Source organism: Sphingomonas sp. Leaf357 (assembly GCF_001423845.1).
GTDB lineage: Bacteria > Pseudomonadota > Alphaproteobacteria > Sphingomonadales > Sphingomonadaceae > Sphingomonas.
Map to the genome: position 1 here is coordinate 2,746,279 of NZ_LMPM01000001.1, position 23,452 is coordinate 2,769,730.

22 protein-coding genes and 1 pseudogene are annotated in these 23,452 nt (G+C 65.4%); 14 read left to right on the top strand and 9 right to left on the bottom strand.

Features of this window, described 5'->3' with window-relative positions:
- Positions 1 to 6 precede the first annotated feature (6 nt).
- A complete protein-coding gene (locus ASG11_RS12835) occupies positions 7 to 1,257 on the top strand; it encodes a histidine-type phosphatase (RefSeq protein WP_055779840.1) in 1,251 nt (416 codons plus the stop codon).
- A 16-nt stretch (positions 1,258 to 1,273) separates the two neighbouring features.
- Here ASG11_RS12835 and ASG11_RS12840 read toward each other — a convergent pair.
- Both ASG11_RS12840 and ASG11_RS12845 read right to left on the bottom strand, forming a co-directional pair.
- A pseudogene (locus ASG11_RS12840) lies at positions 1,274 to 1,618 on the bottom strand (aldose epimerase family protein); the annotation flags it as partial.
- A 183-nt stretch (positions 1,619 to 1,801) separates the two neighbouring features.
- Positions 1,802 to 2,875, bottom strand: coding sequence for a LacI family DNA-binding transcriptional regulator (locus tag ASG11_RS12845; protein WP_236697475.1), 1,074 nt, complete (start codon positions 2,873 to 2,875; stop codon positions 1,802 to 1,804).
- A gap of 186 nt (positions 2,876 to 3,061) precedes the next feature.
- Here ASG11_RS12845 and cysD point away from each other — a divergent pair, with 186 nt between their 5' ends.
- The 7 genes from cysD to ASG11_RS12880 all read left to right on the top strand — a co-directional run bounded on the left by cysD (position 3,062) and on the right by ASG11_RS12880 (position 9,419).
- Positions 3,062 to 3,967: a sulfate adenylyltransferase subunit CysD gene (gene cysD, locus ASG11_RS12850; RefSeq protein ID WP_055779847.1), complete on the top strand. Its 906-nt coding sequence runs from the start codon at positions 3,062 to 3,064 to the stop codon at positions 3,965 to 3,967.
- Positions 3,968 to 4,090: 123 nt separating this feature from the next.
- Complete coding sequence (cysN, locus tag ASG11_RS12855; protein WP_055779850.1) at positions 4,091 to 6,013, top strand: sulfate adenylyltransferase subunit CysN; 1,923 nt, start codon at positions 4,091 to 4,093, stop codon at positions 6,011 to 6,013.
- Between the two features lie 8 nt (positions 6,014 to 6,021).
- The gene (locus ASG11_RS12860; RefSeq protein WP_055780869.1) at positions 6,022 to 6,771 is read left to right on the top strand and encodes a 3'(2'),5'-bisphosphate nucleotidase CysQ; all 750 of its coding nucleotides are present in this window, start codon (positions 6,022 to 6,024) and stop codon (positions 6,769 to 6,771) included.
- A 129-nt stretch (positions 6,772 to 6,900) separates the two neighbouring features.
- Complete coding sequence (locus ASG11_RS12865) at positions 6,901 to 7,518, top strand: hypothetical protein (RefSeq protein ID WP_236697476.1); 618 nt, start codon at positions 6,901 to 6,903, stop codon at positions 7,516 to 7,518.
- A 197-nt stretch (positions 7,519 to 7,715) separates the two neighbouring features.
- A complete protein-coding gene (locus ASG11_RS12870) occupies positions 7,716 to 8,024 on the top strand; it encodes a hypothetical protein (protein ID WP_055780873.1) in 309 nt (102 codons plus the stop codon).
- A gap of 87 nt (positions 8,025 to 8,111) precedes the next feature.
- Positions 8,112 to 8,801 (top strand): hypothetical protein, encoded by a 690-nt coding sequence (locus ASG11_RS12875; protein WP_055779853.1) that lies wholly within the window; start codon positions 8,112 to 8,114, stop codon positions 8,799 to 8,801.
- 150 nt (positions 8,802 to 8,951) lie between these two features.
- Positions 8,952 to 9,419: a winged helix DNA-binding protein gene (locus ASG11_RS12880; RefSeq protein ID WP_055779855.1), complete on the top strand. Its 468-nt coding sequence runs from the start codon at positions 8,952 to 8,954 to the stop codon at positions 9,417 to 9,419.
- 222 nt (positions 9,420 to 9,641) lie between these two features.
- Here the strand turns inward: ASG11_RS12880 and ASG11_RS12885 are convergent, their stop codons facing one another.
- Genes ASG11_RS12885 through ASG11_RS12895 form a run of 3 tightly spaced genes read right to left on the bottom strand, consistent with a single transcriptional unit; the run spans position 9,642 to position 12,263 of the window.
- The gene (locus ASG11_RS12885; protein ID WP_055779858.1) at positions 9,642 to 10,544 is read right to left on the bottom strand and encodes an amidohydrolase family protein; all 903 of its coding nucleotides are present in this window, start codon (positions 10,542 to 10,544) and stop codon (positions 9,642 to 9,644) included.
- A complete protein-coding gene (locus tag ASG11_RS12890; RefSeq protein ID WP_055779861.1) occupies positions 10,541 to 11,596 on the bottom strand; it encodes a 4-oxalomesaconate tautomerase in 1,056 nt (351 codons plus the stop codon). The genes ASG11_RS12885 and ASG11_RS12890 overlap by 4 nt, the downstream gene beginning before the upstream one ends.
- The gene (locus ASG11_RS12895; RefSeq protein ID WP_055780876.1) at positions 11,589 to 12,263 is read right to left on the bottom strand and encodes a 4-carboxy-4-hydroxy-2-oxoadipate aldolase/oxaloacetate decarboxylase; all 675 of its coding nucleotides are present in this window, start codon (positions 12,261 to 12,263) and stop codon (positions 11,589 to 11,591) included. The genes ASG11_RS12890 and ASG11_RS12895 overlap by 8 nt, the downstream gene beginning before the upstream one ends.
- A 92-nt stretch (positions 12,264 to 12,355) precedes the next feature.
- Between ASG11_RS12895 and ASG11_RS12900 the strand changes: the two genes are divergently transcribed.
- The 6 genes from ASG11_RS12900 to pobA all read left to right on the top strand — a co-directional run bounded on the left by ASG11_RS12900 (position 12,356) and on the right by pobA (position 18,197).
- On the top strand, positions 12,356 to 13,567 hold the full coding sequence (locus ASG11_RS12900; protein ID WP_055779864.1) for a LysR family transcriptional regulator: 1,212 nt from the start codon (positions 12,356 to 12,358) through the stop codon (positions 13,565 to 13,567).
- Between the two features lie 53 nt (positions 13,568 to 13,620).
- The gene (locus tag ASG11_RS12905) at positions 13,621 to 14,646 is read left to right on the top strand and encodes an amidohydrolase family protein (protein WP_055779865.1); all 1,026 of its coding nucleotides are present in this window, start codon (positions 13,621 to 13,623) and stop codon (positions 14,644 to 14,646) included.
- Positions 14,643 to 15,125, top strand: coding sequence for a protocatechuate 4,5-dioxygenase subunit alpha (gene ligA / locus ASG11_RS12910; protein WP_055779868.1), 483 nt, complete (start codon positions 14,643 to 14,645; stop codon positions 15,123 to 15,125). Before ASG11_RS12905 ends, ligA begins: the two co-directional genes overlap by 4 nt.
- A complete protein-coding gene (locus tag ASG11_RS12915; RefSeq protein WP_055779870.1) occupies positions 15,125 to 15,967 on the top strand; it encodes a class III extradiol dioxygenase subunit beta in 843 nt (280 codons plus the stop codon). Before ligA ends, ASG11_RS12915 begins: the two co-directional genes overlap by 1 nt.
- Positions 15,968 to 16,086: 119 nt before the next feature.
- Positions 16,087 to 17,025: a Gfo/Idh/MocA family oxidoreductase gene (locus ASG11_RS12920; protein ID WP_055779873.1), complete on the top strand. Its 939-nt coding sequence runs from the start codon at positions 16,087 to 16,089 to the stop codon at positions 17,023 to 17,025.
- Positions 17,022 to 18,197, top strand: coding sequence for a 4-hydroxybenzoate 3-monooxygenase (pobA, locus tag ASG11_RS12925; protein ID WP_055779876.1), 1,176 nt, complete (start codon positions 17,022 to 17,024; stop codon positions 18,195 to 18,197). Before ASG11_RS12920 ends, pobA begins: the two co-directional genes overlap by 4 nt.
- Here the strand turns inward: pobA and hutU are convergent.
- The 4 genes from hutU to hutI are packed head-to-tail and all read right to left on the bottom strand — an operon-like array spanning position 18,194 to position 23,392.
- The gene (gene hutU, locus ASG11_RS12930; RefSeq protein WP_055779879.1) at positions 18,194 to 19,846 is read right to left on the bottom strand and encodes a urocanate hydratase; all 1,653 of its coding nucleotides are present in this window, start codon (positions 19,844 to 19,846) and stop codon (positions 18,194 to 18,196) included. The genes pobA and hutU overlap by 4 nt on opposite strands.
- On the bottom strand, positions 19,843 to 20,664 hold the full coding sequence (gene hutG / locus ASG11_RS12935; protein ID WP_055779883.1) for an N-formylglutamate deformylase: 822 nt from the start codon (positions 20,662 to 20,664) through the stop codon (positions 19,843 to 19,845). The genes hutU and hutG overlap by 4 nt, the downstream gene beginning before the upstream one ends.
- Positions 20,661 to 22,190, bottom strand: a complete 1,530-nt coding sequence (hutH, locus tag ASG11_RS12940) for a histidine ammonia-lyase (RefSeq protein ID WP_055779885.1) — start codon at positions 22,188 to 22,190, stop codon at positions 20,661 to 20,663. The genes hutG and hutH overlap by 4 nt, the downstream gene beginning before the upstream one ends.
- Positions 22,187 to 23,392, bottom strand: a complete 1,206-nt coding sequence (gene hutI, locus ASG11_RS12945) for an imidazolonepropionase (protein ID WP_055779889.1) — start codon at positions 23,390 to 23,392, stop codon at positions 22,187 to 22,189. The genes hutH and hutI overlap by 4 nt, the downstream gene beginning before the upstream one ends.
- Positions 23,393 to 23,452: the final 60 nt, after the last annotated feature.

Consider the following 23,452-nt stretch of genomic DNA (forward strand, 5'->3'; position numbering starts at 1 on the left):
CAGACGATGCGTTGGATCGGATACTTCACGGCAGCAATGCTGGTTCTGGGTGCCGGCGGGGCGGCCGATGCACGGACACCCGCGCGGGCGAACGGGTTGCGCGTCGATCGCGTGGTCATTTTGATGCGCCACGGGGTGCGCCCGCCGACCAAGGCACCGCCGATGCCAGCCGGGGTCGCGGCCGAGCCATGGCCGACCTGGCCGGTCGCCCCAGGCTACCTTACCCCCCACGGGGCCGAAGCCCTGAAACGGCTTGGGGCGGCCGATCGGACGCGTTTCATCGCCGACGGGCTGTTGCCGAAGGCCGGATGCAGGCAAAATGCCGTACGCATAGTTGCCGACAGCGATCAGCGCACCATTGCCACCGCGACGGTGTGGGCAGCGGCAATCGCGCCCGGCTGTACGGTCGATATCGTCCACCGGCCGCAGGACCAGCCCGATACATTATTCTCGCCGATCGACGAGGGTGCCGTGGCGTTCGACGCCGCGCAGGCCCGCGCCGCCGTGTTGGCCGACGCCGGAACGGGCGGCATCGCCGCACATGAGCGTCGTCTACAGCCGGTGCTCGCGCGGCTCGATGCGATCCTTTGCGGCCCGGCGAAAGAAGCCTGCGGGCTGCCGCGCGAGCCTTCCGGCCTGGCACCGACCAAGCCGGACAGTCGTCCCAAGCTGGCGGGCGTGCTCGATCGCGCTTCGACCGTCGCCCAGATCCTGCTGCTCGAATATGCGGATGGCAAGCCGATGGCGGAGGTCGGCTGGGGCCGCGCCACGCCCGGCGATATCGCCCGCGCATCGGAACTTCATGCGGTCGAATTCCAGCTGCTTGCTCGCCCGCTTTATGTCGCCGCGCGCAACATGTCGGGGATCGGCGCTTTGATGCGCCGCGCAATCAGCGACACACGGTCCGGTGCCGCCGCCGTGACGATGGTGTCGGGCCACGACACCAATATCGCCAGCTTCGCCGGATTGCTCGACCTGCACTGGCGCGTTCCGGGATTGGCGGCCGACGACCCCTCGCCCGGCGGCGCGATCATCCTCGAGCGGCTCGTCGACTCCGCCGGGCACCGTTACGTCCGCGCGGCGTATCGATCCCAGACGCTGGACGGTATCCGGACGCTGACGTCGACGCGCCCGATGTACAGCATCATGCCGATCAAGGGGTGCTTCGCGTTGCGGACGCAAGGCCTGTGTTCCGCCGCCGCGTTCGATGCGCTGTTGGCAGCGCGGCTAGAGCCCGTTTTGGCGACCGCCAAGTAACCGGTTCCATCGCCCTTCAGCTGATGACGGACAGGCGATAAATCATCGTGTGGCGATAACTCCGGCCGGGATCCAGGCGAGCCGATCCGAACGCCGGCTGGTTGGGGGTATCGGGAAATTTCTGGGGCTCCAGCGCGATTCCGTCGCCCATGCGATACAGAACCCCCTGCTTGCCGCGCACGCTGCCGTCGAAGGCATTTGCGGTGTAGAGTTGCAGCCCGGGTTCGGTCGTCAACACATCCAGACGCCGGCCGGAGGTGAGATCTTCCAGCCGGGCAGCCAACTGCGGCTCCAGCGTCATGCCCTTGTCGAGACAGAAATTGTGGTCGTACCCACGACCGATCGCGATCTGCGCATGCCGCAGACCTTCCTGCGTGCCGTTGATCGCGCCCGAATCGTAACCGAAAATGAAACCGCCGATCGTCGCAACGGCCAAGATCAGGCAGATGAAGGTCAGGCTCTCGCGTTCGCCAGTGGTGTGCGCAATCTCATCCCCGCCCGCCATTGCGTCGTGAGCCCTAACATGACCAGCAGGCGTGTGGAGTCAAGCGGCCCGGGGTGGCCCATCGGAGGCACGACAGATCACCTCGAAATCGAGTCGCACGTGCTGGACGTCGGGATCGCCCGCGGCGGGTCGACCGCGCACCGTTTCCGTTAGCAGGGCCGTCGCCTGCCGCGCCATGTCGGCGATCGGCTGATGGATGGTGGTGATCTCGGGCCAGATCGTGGTCGACATCGCCGTGTCGTCGAAACCGCAGACCGACAGGTCGGCCGGCACATCCAGTTGGTGGCGATGCGCGACCGCCACGGCGGCGGCGGCCATGTCGTCATTGCTGGCAAAAATCGCAGTTGGGCGCTGCACCAGCGCCAGTAGAGTTTCGGCGGCGCTCAGGCCCGAGCGATAGGTGAAGTCGCCCTGCACCGCCAGGTCGGGATCGGCAGGAATCTTTGCCTCGGCCAGCGCCCGGTCGTAACCGGCACGGCGCGCCGCGCTCGCGGTCTGGTCCACGGCCCCGGCGATAAAACCGATGCGGCGATGCCCGAGCGCGATCAGATGCGCGGTCATCGCGTAGGCCGCCCGTTCATCGTCGATCGTGACGGCATGCGCGAAGGCGACCGGCCGCCCGGTGGCGATCTGCGCCATCGGCAATCCTGCCGCGAGCAGCGCCGCCAGCAGCTCGGCATCGTCGCAGAGCGGCGGCGGCACCAACACCGCATCGACGCGGTGTGCTGATAGCCGCCGAACCAGCGCTTGAGGCGCGTCCGACAGATCGCAATGCTCGACGACCAGTTGCAAGTCGACCAGACTCGCCTGTGCGAGACTGCCCATCAGGAACTCGCTGAGATAGGCCGCGCTCGGATTGGCGTGGAGCAGAGCGATGCGGCATTGCTGTCCGCCCGCCAGGCTGCGTGCGGCCGGGTTCGGTACGTAGCCGAGCGTTGCAATCGCCGTGAGCACCTTGTCGCGCGTCGGCGGCAGGACATTTGGCTCGGAATTGATCACGCGCGAGACCGTCATCGGCGAAACCCCGGCCAGACGCGCGACATCCGACACCGTCGGGCCGCGCGAGCCGGCGCGGGGCCTGCGCCCGGCGGGTTCCATGTCGTTCGTCGCCATTCCCCTCGCCTAATCGGCCCGACCGCCTCCGACAAGGACCGTCATACCACTCGATAATGCACAAGCTCGACGATCGATGGCAGCGCTACCGTCGCTTGGAAGATAGCAGCACATCCCCACCCCCAAGAATGGATTGATTGCCGGACCTTTCCGTCCGAGGCATGGCCTCCGCGGAGACATGACACGATGACGCGAACACTTACCCATCTGGAACGGCTCGAAGCGGAGGCGATCCACATCATGCGCGAGGTCGTCGCCGAGGCGGACAAGCCGGTGATGCTCTACTCGGTGGGCAAGGATTCTGCCGTCATGCTGCACCTCGCGCGCAAGGCCTTCTACCCCTCGCCCCCGCCCTTCCCTCTGCTGCATGTGGATACGACGTGGAAATTCCGCGCGATGTACGAACTGCGCGAAAAGGCTGCGCGTGATGCCGGGATGGAGTTGCTGGTCTATCAAAATCCCGAAGCGATCGAACGCGGCATCAACCCGTTCGATCACGGCGCGCTGCACACCGACATGTGGAAGACCGAAGGGCTGAAGCAGGCGCTGGATAAATACGGCTTCGACGCGGCGTTCGGCGGCGCGCGGCGTGACGAGGAGAAGTCTCGCGCCAAGGAACGCATCTTTTCATTCCGCACCGCCAGCCACGGCTGGGATCCGAAGCGCCAGCGCCCGGAATTGTGGAACCTCTACAACGCGCGAAAATCGAAGGGCGAGAGCATCCGCGTCTTTCCCATCAGCAACTGGACCGAACTCGACGTGTGGCAATACATCCAGTTGAACGACGTGCCGATCGTCCCGCTCTATTTTGCCGGCAATCGCCCAACGGTCCAACGCGACGGTATGTTGCTGATGGTGGATGACGAACGCTTCCCGCTCGCGCCCGGCGAGGTTCCGGTCGAACGTTCGATCCGCTTCCGCACATTGGGCTGCTACCCGCTGACCGGCGCGGTCGAAAGCACGGCCTCTACCCTGTCCGAAATCATCCAGGAGACGCTGCTGACCACCACCAGCGAACGTCAGGGCCGCGCGATCGACAAGGACGCTGGCGGGGCAGGCATGGAGAAGAAGAAGCAGGAGGGGTATTTTTGACGCGCCACGTCACGCCCATGCATGACGTGGCGTCGACCCCGGCGGAGGCCGGGTTCGCTCGACGTGATGTGCGCGCCCTCGACATGGCGATCCCGGCCTCCGCCGGGATAACGAGATAAAGACATGAACGACATCGCATCCCAAGACTCCGTCTACCAAGCCGAAGCGCTGATCGCCGAGGATATCGACACCTATCTCGACCGGCATCAGCACAAGACGATGCTGCGCTTCATCACCTGCGGCTCGGTCGATGACGGCAAATCCACGCTGATCGGACGCCTGCTCTACGATTCGAAAATGATTTTCGAGGACCAACTCGCCGCGCTCGAGGCCGACAGCAAGCGCGTCGGCACGCAGGGCGGAGAGATCGACTTTGCCCTGCTGGTCGATGGTTTGGCGGCCGAGCGCGAACAGGGCATCACGATCGATGTCGCCTACCGCTTCTTCTCGACCGAGAAACGCAAATTCATCGTCGCCGACACGCCCGGCCACGAGCAATATACCCGCAACATGGTGACGGGCGCATCCACCGCGGATCTCGCCGTGATCCTGATCGATGCGCGCAAGGGCGTACTGACGCAGACCCGCCGACATTCCTATCTGGCACACCTGATCGGCATCAAAAATTTGGTTCTGGCGATTAACAAGATGGACCTGATCGGCTACGATCAGGCGAAATACGACGCGATCCTCGCCGATTACACCGCGTTCGCGCGCGAGATCGGCATTACCGCGTTCACGCCGATGCCGATCTCGGGCTTCAAGGGCGACAACGTATCTCTGAAGTCGGACAACATGCCGTGGTATTCCGGCCCGACGCTGATCGAGCATCTCGAAAGCGTCGAGGTCGGCGTGGACGAGGATCAGGCGCGGCCGTTCCGCATGCCGGTGCAATGGGTCAACCGCCCCAACCTCGATTTTCGCGGCTTTTCGGGGCAAGTGGCGACCGGCACGGTCAAGCCGGGCGATGCGATCCGCGTGTTGCCCGGCGGCAAGACCAGCACGATCAGCCGCGTGGTCACGCTCGGCGGCGATCTGAATGAAGCCGTCGCCAGCCAGTCGGTCACCCTCTGCTTCGCCGACGAGATCGATTGCTCGCGCGGCAACGTCATTGCCGCCGCCGATGCCCCGCCCGAAACGGCCGACCAGTTCGAGACGACGATCGTCTGGATGGACGACGATCCCCTCGTCGTCGGCCGGGCCTACTGGCTGAAGCTCGGCACGCAGCTCGTGTCGGCGACCGTGCAGGAGCCGAAATATCAGGTCAACGTGAACACGATGGAGCATCTGGCGGCCAGGACTCTGGAGTTGAACGCGATCGGCGTGGCGGAGATCACCACCGACCGCGCGATCGTGTTCGAACCCTATACGCAGAACCGCACCCTCGGCGGCTTCATATTGATCGACAAGATCACCAACGCGACCGTCGCGGCGGGCATGCTGCACTTTTCGCTGCGCCGCGCCCAGAACGTGCATTGGCAGGCGACCGACATCGGCCGCGTTGCGCATGCCGATCTGAAGAACCAACGCCCCCGCGTCCTGTGGTTCACCGGCCTGTCGGGCTCGGGCAAATCGACCATCGCCAACGAGGTCGAGAAGTCGCTCAACCTGATGAACCGCCACACCTTCCTGCTCGACGGCGACAATGTCCGCCATGGGCTCAACAAGGATCTCGGTTTCACCGAGGCCGACCGGATCGAGAACATCCGCCGCGTGGGCGAGGTCGCGAAGCTGATGGCGGATGCGGGCCTGATCGTCCTCACCGCGTTCATTTCACCTTTCCGCGCCGAACGCGACATGATCCGGGCGATGTTGCCGCAGGGCGAGTTCATCGAGATCTTCGTCGATACGCCGCTGGAGGTGGCCGAACAGCGCGACGTGAAGGGATTGTACAAGAAGGCCCGTGCCGGCGATCTGAAGAACTTCACCGGCATCGACAGCCCGTACGAAGCCCCGCTGAACGCAGAAATTCGGGTCAACACGGTCGAGATGACTCCGGCCGAAGCCGCCGAGTTCATCGTCCGCAAGATCATGCCCCTGAAGTGACCATGAAAATGACGATCATCGAAAGCGACGTGAAGCTCGCCGAGCGTCTGGCGACCGAAGCGGGCGAGATCCTGCTCGGCCTTCAGGCCGGGAGCGGCCTCACCGGCAAGGATTTGGGCAAGGCCGGTGACGAACAGGCCAACACCTTTCTGATGCGTGCGCTGAAAGCCGCACGCCCCGACGACGCGGTCCTGTCCGAGGAGGAAAAGGACGACATCAACCGCTGCTCGGTCCGTCGCGCCTGGATCGTCGATCCGCTCGACGGCACGCGCGAATATGGCGAAGGCCGCACCGACTGGGCGGTGCATGTCGCCTTGTCGATCGACGGCGTCGCCACGGTCGGCGCGGTCGCGCTGCCGGGGCTTGGCCTCACCCTGACGTCCGGCGCGCCGCAGCCGCTGAAGCCCGCCGGCACGCCGCTGCGCATGCTTGTCAGCCGCACGCGCCCCGCGCGCGAGGCGCTTGCGGTGGCCGAGGCATTCGGCGCCGATCTCGTGCCGATGGGCTCCGCCGGGGCCAAGGCGATGGCCGTGGTGCGCGGCGAGGCGGACATCTATCTGCACACCGGCGGCCAATATGAGTGGGATAATTGCGCCCCCATCGCGGTGGCGCAAGCCGCGGGGCTGCACGTGAGCCGCGTCGATGGATCGCCCCTGGTCTACAATTGTGCCGACCCGTATCTGCCCGATCTGCTGATCTGCCGCGCCGAGCTTGCCGAGCGCGTGCTGGCCTTGGTCGCGGCGTTGCTTGAAACCTGATAGCTCCCCAACATGACATCGGGCCCGGCCCCGGCCGAAGGCGTGGCCTATCTCGCCGCCGCCGGTTAAAGTCGACTCGAAGGAATGCAGCCATGGCGATGTCGCAACGATCGATCGGATGTCCGCCGAATGCGTGAGATGCTGCATGCACGGCTAGGGGCAGCTGTCCGGCCCGCACTCCTTTCGGTCATCGTGGGTACCGGACTGTGCGCGACCGCTCATGCGTCCGCCCGCAGCTATTCCGCGCGGAATGTCGGTGGCTGGGCGGTGGCGGCCAGCAAGGACCGGAAAGGCTGCTTTGTGACCAAGGAATACGATCGGCCCGGGGCGACAACGCTGCTTTTGGGGCTGGATATCGACGGGTCCAACCATCTCTCGGTGCTGAATCGGAATTGGTCGATCCGGTCGAAGGATCGCTTGGAGCTGAATTTCCGTCTGTCGAAAGGCGTTTATTCCAAACACCCTGCGGTGGGCATGGCGGCGGATGGCAAGCAAGGGTTCGTCACGAATTTCGAAACGGAATTCCCGTCCTTCTTCGCCACCTCCGAGTTCCTCGACATTGATCGTGGCGATGTGGCCGTAGAGAAGCTGAACCTCGCCGGTAGCGGCGCGGCGGTGGCGGAGTTGCGCCGTTGCGTCGAAATTCAGCGCGCGAACCCCGGGATCAAGGCCGACCGGGCGGAACGGGACGACGATATCCCGATCGATCCATTTGCTGTCGAACCGAAGCGGCGATCAAAGGACTGAGGGCAGCGCCGCGCGGCTTTCTTGCCCGCGCGCGAGACGCGTCGATGCCTGTGATATCGCCGGAAAGGCTGACGATCGCGCGCATCTCGCCGACATCCGCTGGCCCGGTAAGATGCACGACTGAACAGAATCGGATTGTCGGGACACCGGCGCTGGGCTTGGAATGATTCGGTTGGTTAACGATTGGAAAAAACATGATGTCGCAATCTATGACGAAACTTGCCCCAGCCTTTGTGATTTTGGCGGGCGCGGTCGGCCTTGGCGGCTGCGCTACGAAATCCTATGTGCGCGAGCAGATCGCGCCCGTCAGCCAGCGCGTCGACTCGCTGGAGACAAGATTGCAGCAGACCGACGGCACGGCCAAGTCTGCGCTGGCCGAGGCGCAGGCTGCATCCGGGCAGGCGCAGAACAATGGTCAGCGTCTCGATCAGATCACCGGCCGGGTGGACGGCATCGATCAGCGCTTGCAGGTGCAGGAAAAACAGCGGAAGCGCCCGCGCAACTGATACCGGGCAGCCTTTGCTGATCGTGTCATTGTCCCGTATCGGTCGTTCCTGGGTGGAGCGACCGATTACATTTGAGCGCTGGAATAGATGGTGAACGTTCTTCTGGCGCTAGCCGGGTTTGCTTTATTCGCCCCTGGCTTGGCCAGCGCTCAGTCGGTGGAGACGGCCCAGCCGCCCCTGCGGCTCACAGGCCAGGAGGCTGAAGCAGCGATGATCCCATCGTCCGCGACCATTCGTGTCGCCGATTGGATCGCGGCCTCGGGCGACAACAGAGGATTGCCGTACATCATCGTCGACAAGACGAATGCCGCGCTTTTCCCGTTCAGTGCAAAGGGGACCTCGCTCGGTGCGGTCCCGGTGTTGATCGGCGTGGCGGTCGGCGACGACGCCACGCCCGGCATCGGCAGCAAGAATCTCGCCGAAATCGGCCCCGCCGAAAAGACGACGCCCGCGGGGCGTTTCCTCGCCAAATTCGGACTGGCCGCTGGACGGGAACGGATCTTGTGGGTCGATTACGCCACCTCCGTGGCGCTGCACCCGATTCCAAAAGGCGCGAGTAAAAAGGAGCGCCGCCGCGAACGAATGCTGTCACCCACACCGGACGACAACCGCATAACCTTCGGGTGCATCAACGTGCCCATGACCTTCTACGGCAGAGTGCTCCGCCCGCTCGCTCAGAAAAAGGGCGCTTACGTCTACATCTTGCCCGATACCAAGCCGCTGGAGGCTGTCTTCCCCCGCTTGCTGGTGCAGGCCGCTGACAGCGCGGTGCGTTGACGACGGCAAACCCGGTTCGCGATAGATCGCGCGGTGCTGGCGTCAGACGCTCTGTTGACCAGCTCAAGCACCGGGCGCGGGTTTCGCCCCGCGATCGGATCGGATAGGTCATGTCCGGACTAAAGCACCGAAGAGCTTGGACTATATCTTATGGACAGCGGCAGTAACGATCGTCTGGTTGGCCGCATCAAAGCTTTATGTACGGACCTGGATGCGGTAGCGATCGAACTCGGCAACACCAGAAATATCGAAGCCATCCCCGAAGAGATCACACCGCTTGCTCTGGCCCGGAGGATCGCCGCCGGACAGGAGGCTACGGCGGCCTTTTTCGATCCCGCGCTGTTCGTGGATCCCGCCACAAACATCGTGCTGCGTCTCTTCATCGACCATCAGGAAGACCGCGGCACGACGTCGGGCGCGTGCTGCGCGGCGGCGGGCGTTCCGCGCACGACGGCCCTCAGATGGATCAATCTGCTGTCCGCTCGCGGTTTGCTCGAGATGTACGAAAGGCCGAGCGACCGCCGCTCGACCATGATCCGCCTTACCCCGTCGGGGCTCGATACCGTCGGCGGGTGGCTGCTGCGGATGAAGGCGATATTGTACAACACCGCAACCTGACGCCTGATTTGCTTGCAGATCGAGGCATTTCGACGTGAGATCGAGCGACTTTTTGATCGGGAGCGGGCAGACCAGCCGGCGTGTTTGTCCGAAATCGAAATCCTGACGATCTCGCCAGCCATCCCGATTTGGTTCTCTCCAAACCGGAGTATTTCGCGATGGCGCGCCCGTTGGTTCGGCGGCGCGTCGATCCTCCCTGCCGGATAATCGACGCCGCGAACGTCACGGTGTCGGTACCGATGCCAAATCCGACCAGTACAGCCGCATTGGAGTGTCCACGAGCATCTTGCGCTGCAATTCTGCCGTCGGCGCGATGCGCGGGATGATATCGACCAGAGCGCCATCGTCCGGGATCGCATCCTGCATGTTCGGGTGCGGCCAGTCCGTACCCCAGATCACGCGATCGGGATAATCGGCGACCAGAGGCGCGACTGCATCGACGAACGCATCCCAGGGCAGCCCCGCGGCATCGAGCCGATCTGGGCAGGTCGCCTTGAAATAGACCTCGTCCCGTGAATCCAGCAGCGCGCGGAACGCGCGCATATCGGCACCGTCCGGCCCCTGCGCGACATCCGGACGCCCCATGTGATCGATGACGATCGGCACCGGAATCGCATCGAGGAACGGGCGAAGCTCCTCCAGGATATCCGCCTCGAAATACACCACCACATGCCAGCCCGCCGGCAGGCGCCCCGCGACGTCGAGAAACCGATCCTTCGGCGCATCGTCGACCAACCGCTTCAGGAAGTTGAAGCGGATGCCGCGCACGCCGCCGTCGTGCAACCCCTGCAACGCGGTCGCATCGATCGCGGGATCCACCACTGCGACGCCCCGCGCCCGTTCGTCCGATCGTGCAATGGCATCCAGCACGGCGGCATTGTCGGTGCCGTGACAGCTCGCCTGCACGATCACGTTGCGGGCGAAGCCCAGTCGATCGCGCAACGCGAACAGCATTTCCGATCCGGCATCCTGCGGCAGATATTTGGCCTTGGCGCTGAACGGGAAGCGATCGGCGGGACCGAACACGTGGCAATGTGCGTCAACCGCGCCGGCGGGCGGCACGAAGCGGGGTTTGGACGGCGTCTGGGTCCAGCTCCGGATCCGCCCCTGCGCATCGACACTCATGCGAACACCTCTCCGTCCATTAGTTTCCGCGCCGTCCGCAACAGGGCGGCGGTCGCCACCTGCCCGTCATCGTCCAGCGACAACACGCAGGTCATCTCGCCGGTCGGATGTTCGACCGACAGCGTCTTCACCTTGCCGTCGGTAGCCTGTGCGACGGCGGCGGCGGGCGATCCGTCGATCAGGCAGGCGGTCGCGACACTCACCGCGCCGAGCACGCCGATCGAGGCATGAGCGCGTTTGGGGATAAAGCTGCGCACCGTCACCGCCCCGCCGTTTTGCGGCGGCGCGACCAGCATCATCTTGGGTACGGACGCATCGGCGACATCGCCGAGGTTCATCAGCGGCCCGGCCTGCAGGCGGATCGCCTCTATCCTAGCCTTGACGGCGTCCGCCGCGTCGAGCGTCTCGCGATCCTCATAACCGGTCGCCCCGACATCCTCGGCACGCAGCACGACACACGGCATGCCGTTGTCGATCAACGTGCAGGCGACGCCATCGATCGTATCGGCCGCATTGCCCGTGGGGAGCAAGGCCCCGCACGACGACCCGGCGGTGTCTCGGAATTCCAGCGATACCGGTGCCGCACTGCCCGGCACGCCATCGATCCGCGCGTCGCCGGCGTAGGTGACGATGCCGCCCGGCGTCGCAACGGTGGCGACGGCAATCTGTCCGGTATTCTCCATGAAGATCGCGACCTTCGTCTCCCCGTCCTGCGCCGCGACCAGCCCGCGCTCGATCGCGAACGGGCCGATGCCGGCCAGGATATTGCCGCAATTCTGCCGATCGCTGACGATCGCCTGATCCACGAACACCTGAAGGAAGAGGTAATCGACATCGACGCCGTCGCGGGTCGACTCGGCCACGATCGCAACCTTGGATGTCAGCGGGTCGGCACCACCCATGCCATCGATCTGGCGCAGGTCCGGAGATCCCATGACGCGGAGCAGGATCGCATCGCGTTGGACCGTGTCGGCGGGCAGATCGTCACGCAGGAAAAATCCGCCCTTCGACGTGCCGCCGCGCATCCACATGCACGCGATGCCGTCACTCATAGGTCAGGCCCAATGCCGCGAGCTTGCCGCGCATGTCGTAGATGTCGAGGCCGAGTTCGCCCGCCGCAAGCCGCTGACGCTTGGATTCCTCGTTCGCCTCACGCATCTGCGCCGCGGCCAACACCGCTGCGGCATCGACACGCTTCACGACGCAGACGCCGTCATCGTCGGCGACGATCACGTCGCCCGCCGCGATCGCCGCACCGGCGCAGACGATAGCCACGTTCACCGATCCCAACGTCGCCTTGATCGTGCCTTGTGCGAACACCGCGTTCGACCAGACCGGAAAGCCCATCTGCGTCAGATCGCGGACATCGCGCACGCCGGCGTCGATCACCAGTCCGCGACAGCCACGCGCCATCGCGGAGGTGGCGAGCAGATCGCCGAAATAGCCGTCCTCGCACGGGCTGGTCGGAGCCAGTACGAGGATATCGCCCTCCTGCAACTGCTCGATCGCGACGTGCAGCATCCAGTTGTCGCCAGGCGGGGATGAGATCGTCACGGCCGATCCAGCGATCCGCGCGCCAGCGTAGATCGGCCGCAACCGCGAACCGAGTAGACCGATCCGCCCCTGCGCCTCATGCACGGTGGCGACACCGGCGGCGGCAAGGCCGGCGATGACCGCGGGATCCGCCCGCGCGATATTGGTGACGACCCGACCAGCCATGATGTTCTCCTCGATTTGGCCATGGCGGGACGAACTGCCCAGCGGCCAATCGATATCCTGGCACGGCAATAAGTTTTTGCTAAAGCTGGTGGATGATCTCGGTATTCGACCTCAACCTGCGCCACCTGCGTGCCCTTTCCGTCATCGCGACGCACGGCACGATGAGCGCCGCAGCATCCGCGGTCAACCTGTCGCAACCGGCGCTGACTCAGGGGCTGGCGAAACTCGAGCGCCGCATCGGCGCTACGCTGTTCGACCGGCGCAGCGACGGTGTGACGCCGACGCCCGCGGGCCGGATGCTGGCGGAACGCGTCGATGCCGCCTTCGCCCAGCTATCCGCCGCGACGCGCGCCGCGTTCCGCGGATCCTCACGCGGCTTCGCGCGGCCGGAGGCGTTGATGACGACGACCCAGATGCACGCCTTTCTGCAGCTCGCCGATGCCGGAAGTTTCGTGGATGCCGCGCGCGCGACCGGTCTGTCGCAACCCGCTTTGCACCGGGCAGTGCGCGACCTGGAGCAGATTTGCGGCGTTGCACTGGTCGAGCGTCGCGGACGTGGCGTTGCCCTCAGCATCGTCGGCAAGCGCTTCGCCCGCGGCCTTCGGCTCGCCGCCAGCGAGATCGCCGCCGGCCTCAGCGAGATCGCTGGCGATGCCGGGCAGCCCGCCCGGCTGGCGATCGGCGCGATGCCGCTGTCGCGCGCATTGGTGTTGCCGCATGCACTCGGCGCATTCCTGCGCACCGGGCCGAACGTAGCGATCGAAATCTTCGAAGGCGCGTGGCGTGATCTGGTCGAGCCGTTGCGCGACGGCGTGATCGATCTGATGCTCGGCGCGCTGCGCGACGAGGCTCCGGCGGGGATCGTACAGCGCCCCTTGTTTCGGGATCGCCTGACCGTGGTCGCCCGCGCCGGTCATCCGCTCACCAGGAAGGCCGCCCCGACGCTGGACGATCTGGCCCTCTATGGCTGGATCGTCGGCCAGGCCGGCACGCCACTTCGCGCGCAATGGGAAACACTTTTCGAAGGCCGCGACCATCCGCCCGCGCCGATCGAGTGCGGGTCGGTCATGGTCGTGCGCGGACTGCTGGTCGACAGCGACCTGCTGACACTTCTGTCGCCGGACCAGATCGCGATCGAAGTAACCACCGGCATGCTGACGCGTATTCCGCTGCCGGGCAATCAGGGGATCCGCACGATCGGTATTTCCACGCGCGTGGACTGGCACCCCACCGCCGCGCAAAGCGCCTTTCTAGATTGTCTGATCGATGCAGCGGCGATGACAAGAATTCAACAAAACCAATAGCGCGGTAGAGCATTCGATTGGCCGCGTCTCCGGCATTGCGCCACGCCGCGCACATGACGATGATCATCGATTGCCACGGCCATTACACCACCGCGCCGCCACAGCACGACGCGTGGCGCGATGCGCAGAAGGCGGCCTTCAAGGCGGGCGAGACGCCCCCGCCTTACCCCGCGATCCACGACGACGAGATTCGCGAGACGATCGAGGCGAACCAGCTGAAGCTCCTGAAGGAGCGCGGCGCGGACATGACGATCTTCTCGCCCCGCGCCTCGACGATGGGCCATCATATCGGCGACGAGGCCGTCAGCGTGGCGTGGAGCCGCGCCTCCAACGACCTGATTGCGCGCGTCTGCGCTCTGTATCCCGAAACCTTCGCCGGCGTCTGCATGCTGCCGCAGAGCCCCGAGGCCGATCTCTCGGGGTCGATCGCCGAGCTGGAACGCTGCGTCACCGAACTGGGCTTCATCGGCTGCAACCTCAACCCGGATCCCGGCGGCGGGCATTTCGCCTTCCCGGCGCTGACCGACCGGTATTGGTATCCCTTCTACGAGAAGATGGTCGAGCTGGACGTCCCGGCGATGATCCACGTCTCGGGCAGCTGCAACCCGGCACTGCACGCGACCGGCGCGTTCTACATCGCCGCCGATACGATCGCGTTCATGCAGTTGATCCAGGGCGACCTGTTCAAGGATTTCCCGACCTTGCGCTTCATCATCCCGCATGGCGGCGGCGCGGTGCCCTATCATTGGGGCCGCTATCGCGGGCTGGCCGACATGCTGAAGCAGCCGAGCCTCGACACGCATGTGATGAACAACGTCTATTTCGACACCTGCGTGTATCACCAGCCGGGCATCGATCTGTTGGCGGAGGTGATCGATACCAAGAACATCCTGTTCGGCAGCGAGATGGTCGGCGCGGTGCGCGGTATCGATCCGCAGACCGGGCAATATTTCGACGACACCAAGCGCTATGTCGATGCCCTGCCGGTCAGCGCCGAACAGAAGCATGCGATCTTCGAGGGCAATGCCCGCCGCGTGTTCCCCCGCCTCGACACCAAGCTGAAGGCCCGCGGGCTGTGAGCGACAACCCTGAATCCCGCGTCGGCGACATCCACGCCTATCTCGCCGAATTCGAGGATATCCCCGGCACGCGCGTGTATACCGCGGCGCGGGCGCGGCAGGGCTATCAGCTCAACCAGTTCGCCATGAGCCTGATGAAACCCGAGAATCGCGAACGCTGGAAGGCAGACGAGGCTGCCTATCTCGATGAGTGGAAGATCACGCCCGACCAGAAGCAGGCGGTGCTGGATCGCGACTATAACCGCCTGCTCGATCTCGGCGGCAACATATATTTCCTCGCCAAGGTCTTCTCGACCGACGGCCTCAGCTTCCTGCAAGCGGTCAGCACGATGAGCGGCATGAGCGTCGAGGATTATTCGGCGATGATGATCGCCGGCGGCCGGTCGCCCGAAGGCGTGCGCTCGATCAAGGCGAACGCCTCGGCGGAGGCGGACGCCGCGATCGAGGCGACCGACGTCACCGGCATGGAGGACAAATAATGGCGCGCATCACTGCCGGCGTCGCGACCAGCCATATCCCGGCCCTCGGCGTCGCGGTTGATCTCGACAAGACGGCCGAGGCCTATTGGGCGCCAGCCTTCGCCGGGTACGACTGGACCAAGCGCTGGGAAGCCGAACAGAAGCCGGACGTCGTGATCCTGGTCTATAACGACCACGCCTCGGCGTTCGACATGAAGATCATCCCGACCTTCGCGATCGGCTGCGGCGAGGAATACGAACCTGCCGACGAGGGCTGGGGGCCGCGCAAGGTGCCGACCGTCATCGGCCACCCCGATCTCGCCTGGCACATCGCGCAGAGCCTGATCCTCGACGAATTCGACATGACGATCATCAACGAGATGACCGTCGACCACGGCCTGACCGTGCCCCTGTCGATGATGTTCGGGCAGCCCGAGGCCTGGCCGTGCAAGGTCATCCCGATCGCGGTCAACGTCGTCACCTATCCGCCGCCCTCGGGCAATCGCTGCTGGGCGCTGGGCGAAGCGATCGCGCGTGCGGTCGCCAGCTTCCCGGAGGATCTGAACGTCCAGGTCTGGGGCACCGGCGGGATGAGCCACCAGCTTCAGGGGCCGCGCGCCGGCCTGATCAACGCCGAGTGGGACAACCGCTTCCTCGATCGGCTGGAGGGCGACACGCAGGAACTGCGCCACATTCCGCACATCGAATACCTGCGCGAGACGGGCTCGGAGGGGATCGAGATGGTCATGTGGCTGATCATGCGCGGCGCGCTCGGCAAGACGACGAAGGTGCTGCATCGGCACTATCATGTGCCCGCGAGTAACACGGCGGTCGGGCATATCGTGCTGGAGCCGGTGGGCTAACCTTATCCCAGCCCGACCGTCACCCCAGGGCAGGCTGGGGCCTTGCGGCAATGGGCGCGACCTACACCACGAGACCCCAGCCTGCGCTGGGGTGACGCTTTTGAATTTGGAGGCATCGCATGAAAATCGCCCTAGCCGGAGCCGGCGCGTTTGGAGAAAAGCATCTCGACGGCCTGAAACTGATCGACGGCGTAGAGGTCACCAGCCTCGTCGGCCGCCGCCTCGAACCGACGCAGGAGATCGCGGCGAAATACGGCATCGGCCACGCCACGAGCGATCTCGCCGAGACGCTCGCGCGGGACGATGTCGATGCGGTCATCCTTTGCACGCCGACGCAGATGCACGCCGCCCAGGCGATCCAGTGCATGGACGCGGGCAAGCACGTGCAGGTCGAGATCCCGCTCGCCGACAGCCTCGCCGATGCCGAGGCGGTGCTCACCAAGAGCCGCGAGACCGGCCTCACCTGCATGGTCGGCCACACGCGACGCTTCAATCCAAGCCACCAGTTCGTCCACGACAAGATCGTCGCGGGTGACATCGCGATCCAACAGATGGACGTGCAGACCTATTTCTTCCGCCGCAAGAACATGAACGCCAAGGGCGAGGCACGGTCCTGGACCGATCACCTGCTCTGGCATCACGCCGCGCACACCGTCGATCTGTTCGCCTATCAGGCCGGTCCGATCGTCAAGGCCAACGCGATCGAAGGGCCGATCCATCCCGAACTCGGCATCGCGATGGACATGTCGATCCAGTTGAAGGCGGAGAGCGGCGCGATCTGCACCCTGTCGCTGAGCTTCAACAATGACGGGCCGCTCGGCACCTTCTTCCGCTACATCTGCGACAACGGCACCTATCTGGCGCGCTACGACGACCTGTTCACCGGCAAGGACGAGCAGATCGACGTGTCGAACGTCGCGGTGTCGATGAATGGCATCGAACTGCAGGACCGCGAATTCATCGCCGCGATCCGCGAAGGCCGCGAACCCAATTCGTCGGTCGCTCAGGTTCTGCCCTGCTACCGCGTGCTCGACGCGCTCGAGAAACAGCTCGCGTGACAGCGCCGTCGAAGACCGGGGTCGCGATCATCGGTGCCGGGCCGGCGGGGCTGCTGCTCGGCCATCTGTTGCGTGCCGCCGGCATCGCTTGCGTGATCGTCGAGCGGCAGGACCGTGCCTATGTCGAGAGCCGCATCCGCGCCGGGGTCCTCGAACGGACCACCACCGATCTGCTGCGCCGGCTCGGCATCGACGCCCGGCTGAACGCCGAAGGGCTGATCGAACACGGCTTCAACCTCGCCCATGACGACCTGCTGATCCGCATCGACGTCAGCGCGCTCACCGGCCAGCCCGTCACCGTCTACGGCCAGACGGAGGTGACGCGCGACCTGATCGCCGCCGCGCCGGAGCGCGACCTGGATATCATGTTCGAGGCCAAGGACGTGGTGCTGCACGACGTGACCGGCGATGCCCCTTTCGTGACCTTCACCCGGGACGGGGTGACGCAGCGAATCGACGCCGATTTCATCGCCGGCTGCGACGGGTTCCACGGCCCGTCGCGCAAGGCGATCCCGGCGGTCGCCTGCGAATACGAGCGCGAATATCCGTTCGGCTGGCTCGGCATCCTCGCCGACGTGCCGCCCTGCCATGACGAGCTGATCTACGCGAACACCGATGCCGGTTTCGCGCTCGCTTCGATGCGCTCGGCGACGCGCAGCCGCTATTACATCCAGGTGCCGTTGACCGAACGGGTCGAGGATTGGCCCGCCGACCGGCTTTGGGACGAACTCGAACGCCGCTTCGCGCCGCTTGCCAGCCGCCCGGTCGTTCGCGGCCCTGCACTCGAAATCTCGATCGCGCCCTTGCGATCCTACGTGTTCGAAACGATGCGCCACGGGCGACTGTTCCTGGCGGGGGACTCGGCACACATCGTGCCGCCGACCGGGGCCAAGGGCCTCAATTTGGCTGCCTCCGATATCGCCTATCTCTCCGATGCCTTCATCGCGCACTATCGCGGCGATGAGAGCGGATTGACCGGCTATCAGGCCAGGGCGCTCGCGCGAATCTGGAAGGCCGAGCGCTTCAGCTGGTATCTGACCAAGCTGATGCACCGCTTCCCCGAAGACGGCGCGTTCGAGCGGCGGATGCAGATCGCCGAACTCGATTACGTCGCGCAATCGCAGGCGATGCAGACCGCGATCGCCGAGAATTACGTGGGTCTGCCACTCTAAATCGAGGGCAGATCCAGCCCCTGCTCCCCTGCGCACGCGATCGCGTCCTCATACCCCGCATCGGCGTGGCGCATCACGCCGGTGGCGGGATCGTTCCACAAGACGCGGGCCAGGCGCTTCGCCGCCGCCTCGGTGCCGTCGGCGACGATCACCATGCCGCTATGCTGCGAGAAGCCCATTCCGACGCCACCGCCATGATGCAGCGATACCCAGGTCGCGCCGCTCGCGGTGTTGAGCAGCGCATTGAGCAAGGGCCAGTCCGATACCGCGTCGGAGCCGTCGCGCATCGCCTCCGTTTCGCGATTGGGGCTGGCGACCGATCCGCTATCGAGGTGATCGCGACCGATCACGACCGGTGCCTTCAACTCGCCGCTCGCGACCATCTCGTTGAACGCGAGGCCGAGCCGGTGGCGATCGCCCAGCCCGACCCAGCAGATGCGTGCCGGCAGGCCCTGAAACTTGATGCGGTCGCGTGCCATGTCGAGCCAGCGGTGCAGATGCGCGTCGTCGGGCAGCAATTCCTTCACCTTGGAGTCGGTCCGATAGATGTCCTCTGGATCCCCCGACAGCGCAACCCAGCGAAACGGCCCGATACCGCGACAGAATAGCGGGCGGATATAGGCCGGCACGAAGCCGGGGAAGTCGAACGCGTTCGTCACGCCCGCGTCGAGCGCGACCTGACGAATATTGTTGCCGTAATCGACCGTCGGCACGCCCGCCGCCTGGAAATCGAGCATCGCGCGGACATGGATCGCCATCGACTCTTTCGCTGCCGTCGCGACCGCCGCCGGATCGCGCTCGCGCTCGGCGAACCAGCGATTGAGCGACCAGCCCGCGGGCAGGTACCCGTTCACTGGATCGTGCGCCGACGTCTGGTCGGTCAGCAGATCGGGCCGTACCCCGCGCCGGAACAGTTCGGGCAGTATCTCCGCCGCATTGCCGCGCAGCCCGACCGAGATCGGCGCGGTGGCATTGGTGACGAGATCGAGCGCTTCCTCGATCGTTTCGGCCGCGCGATCGAGATAGCCGGTACGCAGCCGCATCTCGATCCGGCTGGGCTGGCATTCGATCGCCAGGCACGACGCACCCGCCATCACCGCCGCCAGCGGTTGCGCACCGCCCATCCCGCCAAGTCCCGCCGTCAACAACCACTTGCCGGCAAGAGTGCCGCCATAATGCTGGCGCCCCATCTCCACAAAGGTTTCGTAGGTGCCCTGCACGATGCCCTGCGTGCCGATATAGATCCACGATCCCGCCGTCATCTGGCCGTACATCGCCAGCCCCTTGCGATCGAGGTCGTTGAAATGCTCCCAGGTCGCCCAATGCGGCACGAGGTTGGAATTGGCGATCAGCACGCGCGGCGCGTCGGCATGCGTGCGGAACACCCCCACCGGCTTGCCCGACTGTACGAGCAGGGTTTCGTCATCCTCCAAGCGGCGCAGGGTATCCACGATGCGATCGAAACTCTCCCAATCGCGCGCCGCCCGACCGATGCCGCCATAGACGACCAACTCCTGCGGGTTCTCGGCCACGTCCGGATGAAGGTTGTTCATGAGCATCCGCAAAGGTGCCTCGGTCAGCCAGCCTTTCGCTGTGAGGTCTGTGCCCGTGGCGGCGCGGATGATGCGATTATTGTCCAGACGCGTCATGACGATCCTCTCGCGAAATCGATGCAGGCGGTGAGTATGTTGCGCAATATTGTGCGCAACGGCGCGGCCGTTTCAGGATCATACGGGGCCGGCCAGCTATGTTCGTCGATCGCGCCCGCCGGATCGGCCATGTAACCGCGACAGGCGAGCTCCATCTGGATGGCATGCACCCCTGCCTCCGGTTCGCCGTAATGGCGCGTCGTCCACCCGCCCTTGAAGCGACCATCGACGACGTGGCTGTAGCCGGAGAACGCCGCGTGCGCGGCCACGACCTGCGTCAGTCGGGACGCACAGGCCGCACCGTCAAAGGTGCCGATGTTGAATTGCGGCAGTTCACCATCGAACAGGCGCGGCACGATCGACCGGATCGAATGAGCATCGTACAACACGACGCGATCATACTGGCGCCGCAGCCGCTGCAATTCGTCGGCGATCGCGGCATGATAGGGATCGAACCATATCGCGCGCCGCTCAGCGATATCCTGCGGACTAGGTTCCGGCCCTTCCCGGTACAGCGGCTCGCCATCGAAGGTCTCGATCGGACAAAGCCCCGTCGTCGCCTGCCCCGGATATAGCGACACACCGGAAGGGTCGCGATTCACGTCTATCACCGATCGCGAGATCGTCGTGCGGACGGTGGTCGCGCCGAGCGCGCCGGCGAAATCATAGAGCCGGTCGATCCACCAGTCCGCATCCTTGCGCGCCAGCCAGGGTGAGCGAAACCGACTTGCGATACTTTCAGGAATGTCGGTGCCGGTATGTGGGAATGCCACGACCAGCGGCGCATCGCCCGGCGAGACCTGCAACCAATCGGTCATGCCAGCCCTGGCAGGTCAACGCCGGCCGCGTCGATCAGCGCACCCGACCGCACGAGCGCATTGGCCGCCTCCATATCGGGATGGAAATGGCGGTCGTCGTCCAGGTGCGGTACCCGATACCGCACTATCGCTCGGGCCGCCTCCAGCGCTTCGCTCGACCTGAGCGGCGCGTGAAAGTCGCAGCCTTGCGCCGCCGCCAACGCCTCGATCCCGATCACCGCGCTGGCATTCTCCGCCATCGCCAGCAGCCGCCGGCTGCCATGCGCGGCCATCGACACGTGGTCCTCCTGATTGGCCGAGGTCGGGATCGAATCCACGCTGGCCGGATAGGCGCGCTGCTTGTTCTCCGACACCAGCGCCGCCGCCGTCACCTGCGGGATCATGAAGCCCGAATTCAGCCCGGGCTTCGGCGTCAGGAACGCCGGCAGACCGGACAGCGCCGGATCGACCAGCATCGCGATGCGGCGTTCGGAAATCGATCCGATCTCGCAGATCGCCAGCGCGATGATGTCGGCGGCGAAGGCCACTGGTTCGGCATGGAAATTCCCGCCGGACAACGCCTCGTCGGTATCGGGAAAGATCAACGGATTGTCGGTCACGCCATTGGCCTCGATCGCAAGCGTCGTCGCGGCTTGGCGCAGGATGTCGAGCGCCGCGCCCATCACCTGCGGCTGGCAGCGCAGACAATACGGATCCTGCACCCGGGTATCGCCGATCAGATGCGACGCGCGGATCGCCGATCCCTGCATCAGCCCGCGCAGCGCATCTCCGACCGCGATCTGCCCGGCATGGCCGCGCAGGCGATGGATCCGCGGATCGAACGGCGCATCCGACCCTCGCGCTGCCTCGGTCGAGAGCGCGCCGGTGACCAGCGCCGAACGGAACACGGTTTCCGTTTCGAACAAACCGGCCAGCGCGTTGGCGCAGGAGAATTGCGTTCCGTTGAGCAGCGCCAGCCCCTCCTTCGGCCCGAGCGTGAGCGGCGCGAGCCCCGCCGCCGCCAACGCCGCGTCGGCCGGCACGCGCCGCCCCTCCACAAACATCTCCCCCACCCCGATCATCGCCGCCGCCATATGCGCGAGCGGCGCGAGATCGCCCGATGCCCCGACCGATCCCTGGCACGGCACCACCGGTGTCAGACCCCGCGCCAGCATCGCCTCCATCAGCGCGATCGTCGCCGGTGCCACGCCGGAGGCCCCCTGCGACAGGCTGCCGAGCTTGAGCGCCATCATCAAGCGGATCACCGCGATCGGGCTGGATTCACCGGTGCCCGCCGCGTGGCTCAGCACGATGTTCCGCTGCAGCGTCGCCAGATCCTCGGACGCGATGCGCACGCTGGCGAGTTTGCCGAAACCGGTATTAATCCCGTAGACGGGCTCGCCGCGGGCGAGGATACGCTCCACGCCGGCGGCGCTGGCGGCGATGGTCGGTCCGCTGGCGGGATCCAACGCCATGTCCGCGCCACGATACACCGCACGCCATTCGGCCAGCGACACGCCCCCGCTCTTCAGGATCACGCGGTTCATTTCCCTCTCCAGATACGGGCATGCAGCGGGTTGAACCCGATGCGGTAGACCAGGTCCGCCGGGCGCCCGACGTCCCAGATCGCGAGATCGCAGGACTTGCCGGCTTCCAGCGTGCCGATATCGTCCGCCATCCCCAGCGCCCGCGCGGCGTTCCGCGTGACCGCGGCAAGACATTCGTCGACCGTCAGCCGGAACAGGGTTGCCGCCATGTTCATCGCCAGCAGGACCGAGGTGAGCGGCGACGTGCCGGGATTGCAATCGGTCGCCAGTGCGATCGGAACGCCTGCGGCTCGCAGCGCGGCGATTGGCGGAAGCTGCGTCTCGCGCATGAAATAATAGGCGCCCGGCAGGAGCACCGCGACGGTGCCGGCGTGCGCCATCGCGGCGACGCCGGTGGGCGAGAGATATTCGAGATGGTCCGCCGACAAGGCTCCATGCTGCGCAGCAAGCGCCGCCCCTTCGAGGTTCGAGAGCTGCTCGGCGTGAAGCTTCACGGGTAGTTCGTATCGGGCAGCGACCTCGAGCACGCGGGCGATCTGCTGAGGACTGAAGCCGATGCCCTCGCAGAACCCATCCACTGCATCGACGAGCCCCTCGACCGCCAGCGCCGGAAGCATCTCGTCGCATAGGAGAGCGATGTACCCATCCGGATCGCCGGCATATTCCGGCGGCAGGGCATGCGCGCCGAGGAACGTTGCGCGGATCGCGACGTCGCGCCGATCGGCCAGCGCCCGGATCGCACGCAACATCTTGCGTTCGCCGTCCAACGACAGACCGTAACCCGATTTGACCTCTATCGTCGTCACGCCCTCGGCGATCAGCGCGTCGAGGCGGGGCAGCGCGCTGGCGACCAATTCCTCCTCGCTCGCCGCGCGGGTGGCGCGCATCGTCGACAGAATGCCGCCCCCTGCCCGCGCGATCTCCTCATACGACGCGCCAGCCAGTTTCTGCTCGAATTCCAGCGCGCGGTTGCCGCCATGGACGAGATGCGTGTGGCAATCGATCAGCCCCGGCGTGATCAGCCGGCCGGCGCAGTCCACGACATCCGCCGCCGCGAAGCTCGGCGCATCCACCGCCGCACCGGCATAAACGATGCGGCCATCCTTGGCCGCGATCACCCCATCGTCGATCACGCCGGACCCCGGCTGATCGGCACGCAGGGTCGCGATCCGGGCGCGGGTCCAAAGGCGATCGCACAACATCGGCAACTCCGGGTGGAGGGTGGCATCGAATCGAATATGTATATACATAACCATGCGCGC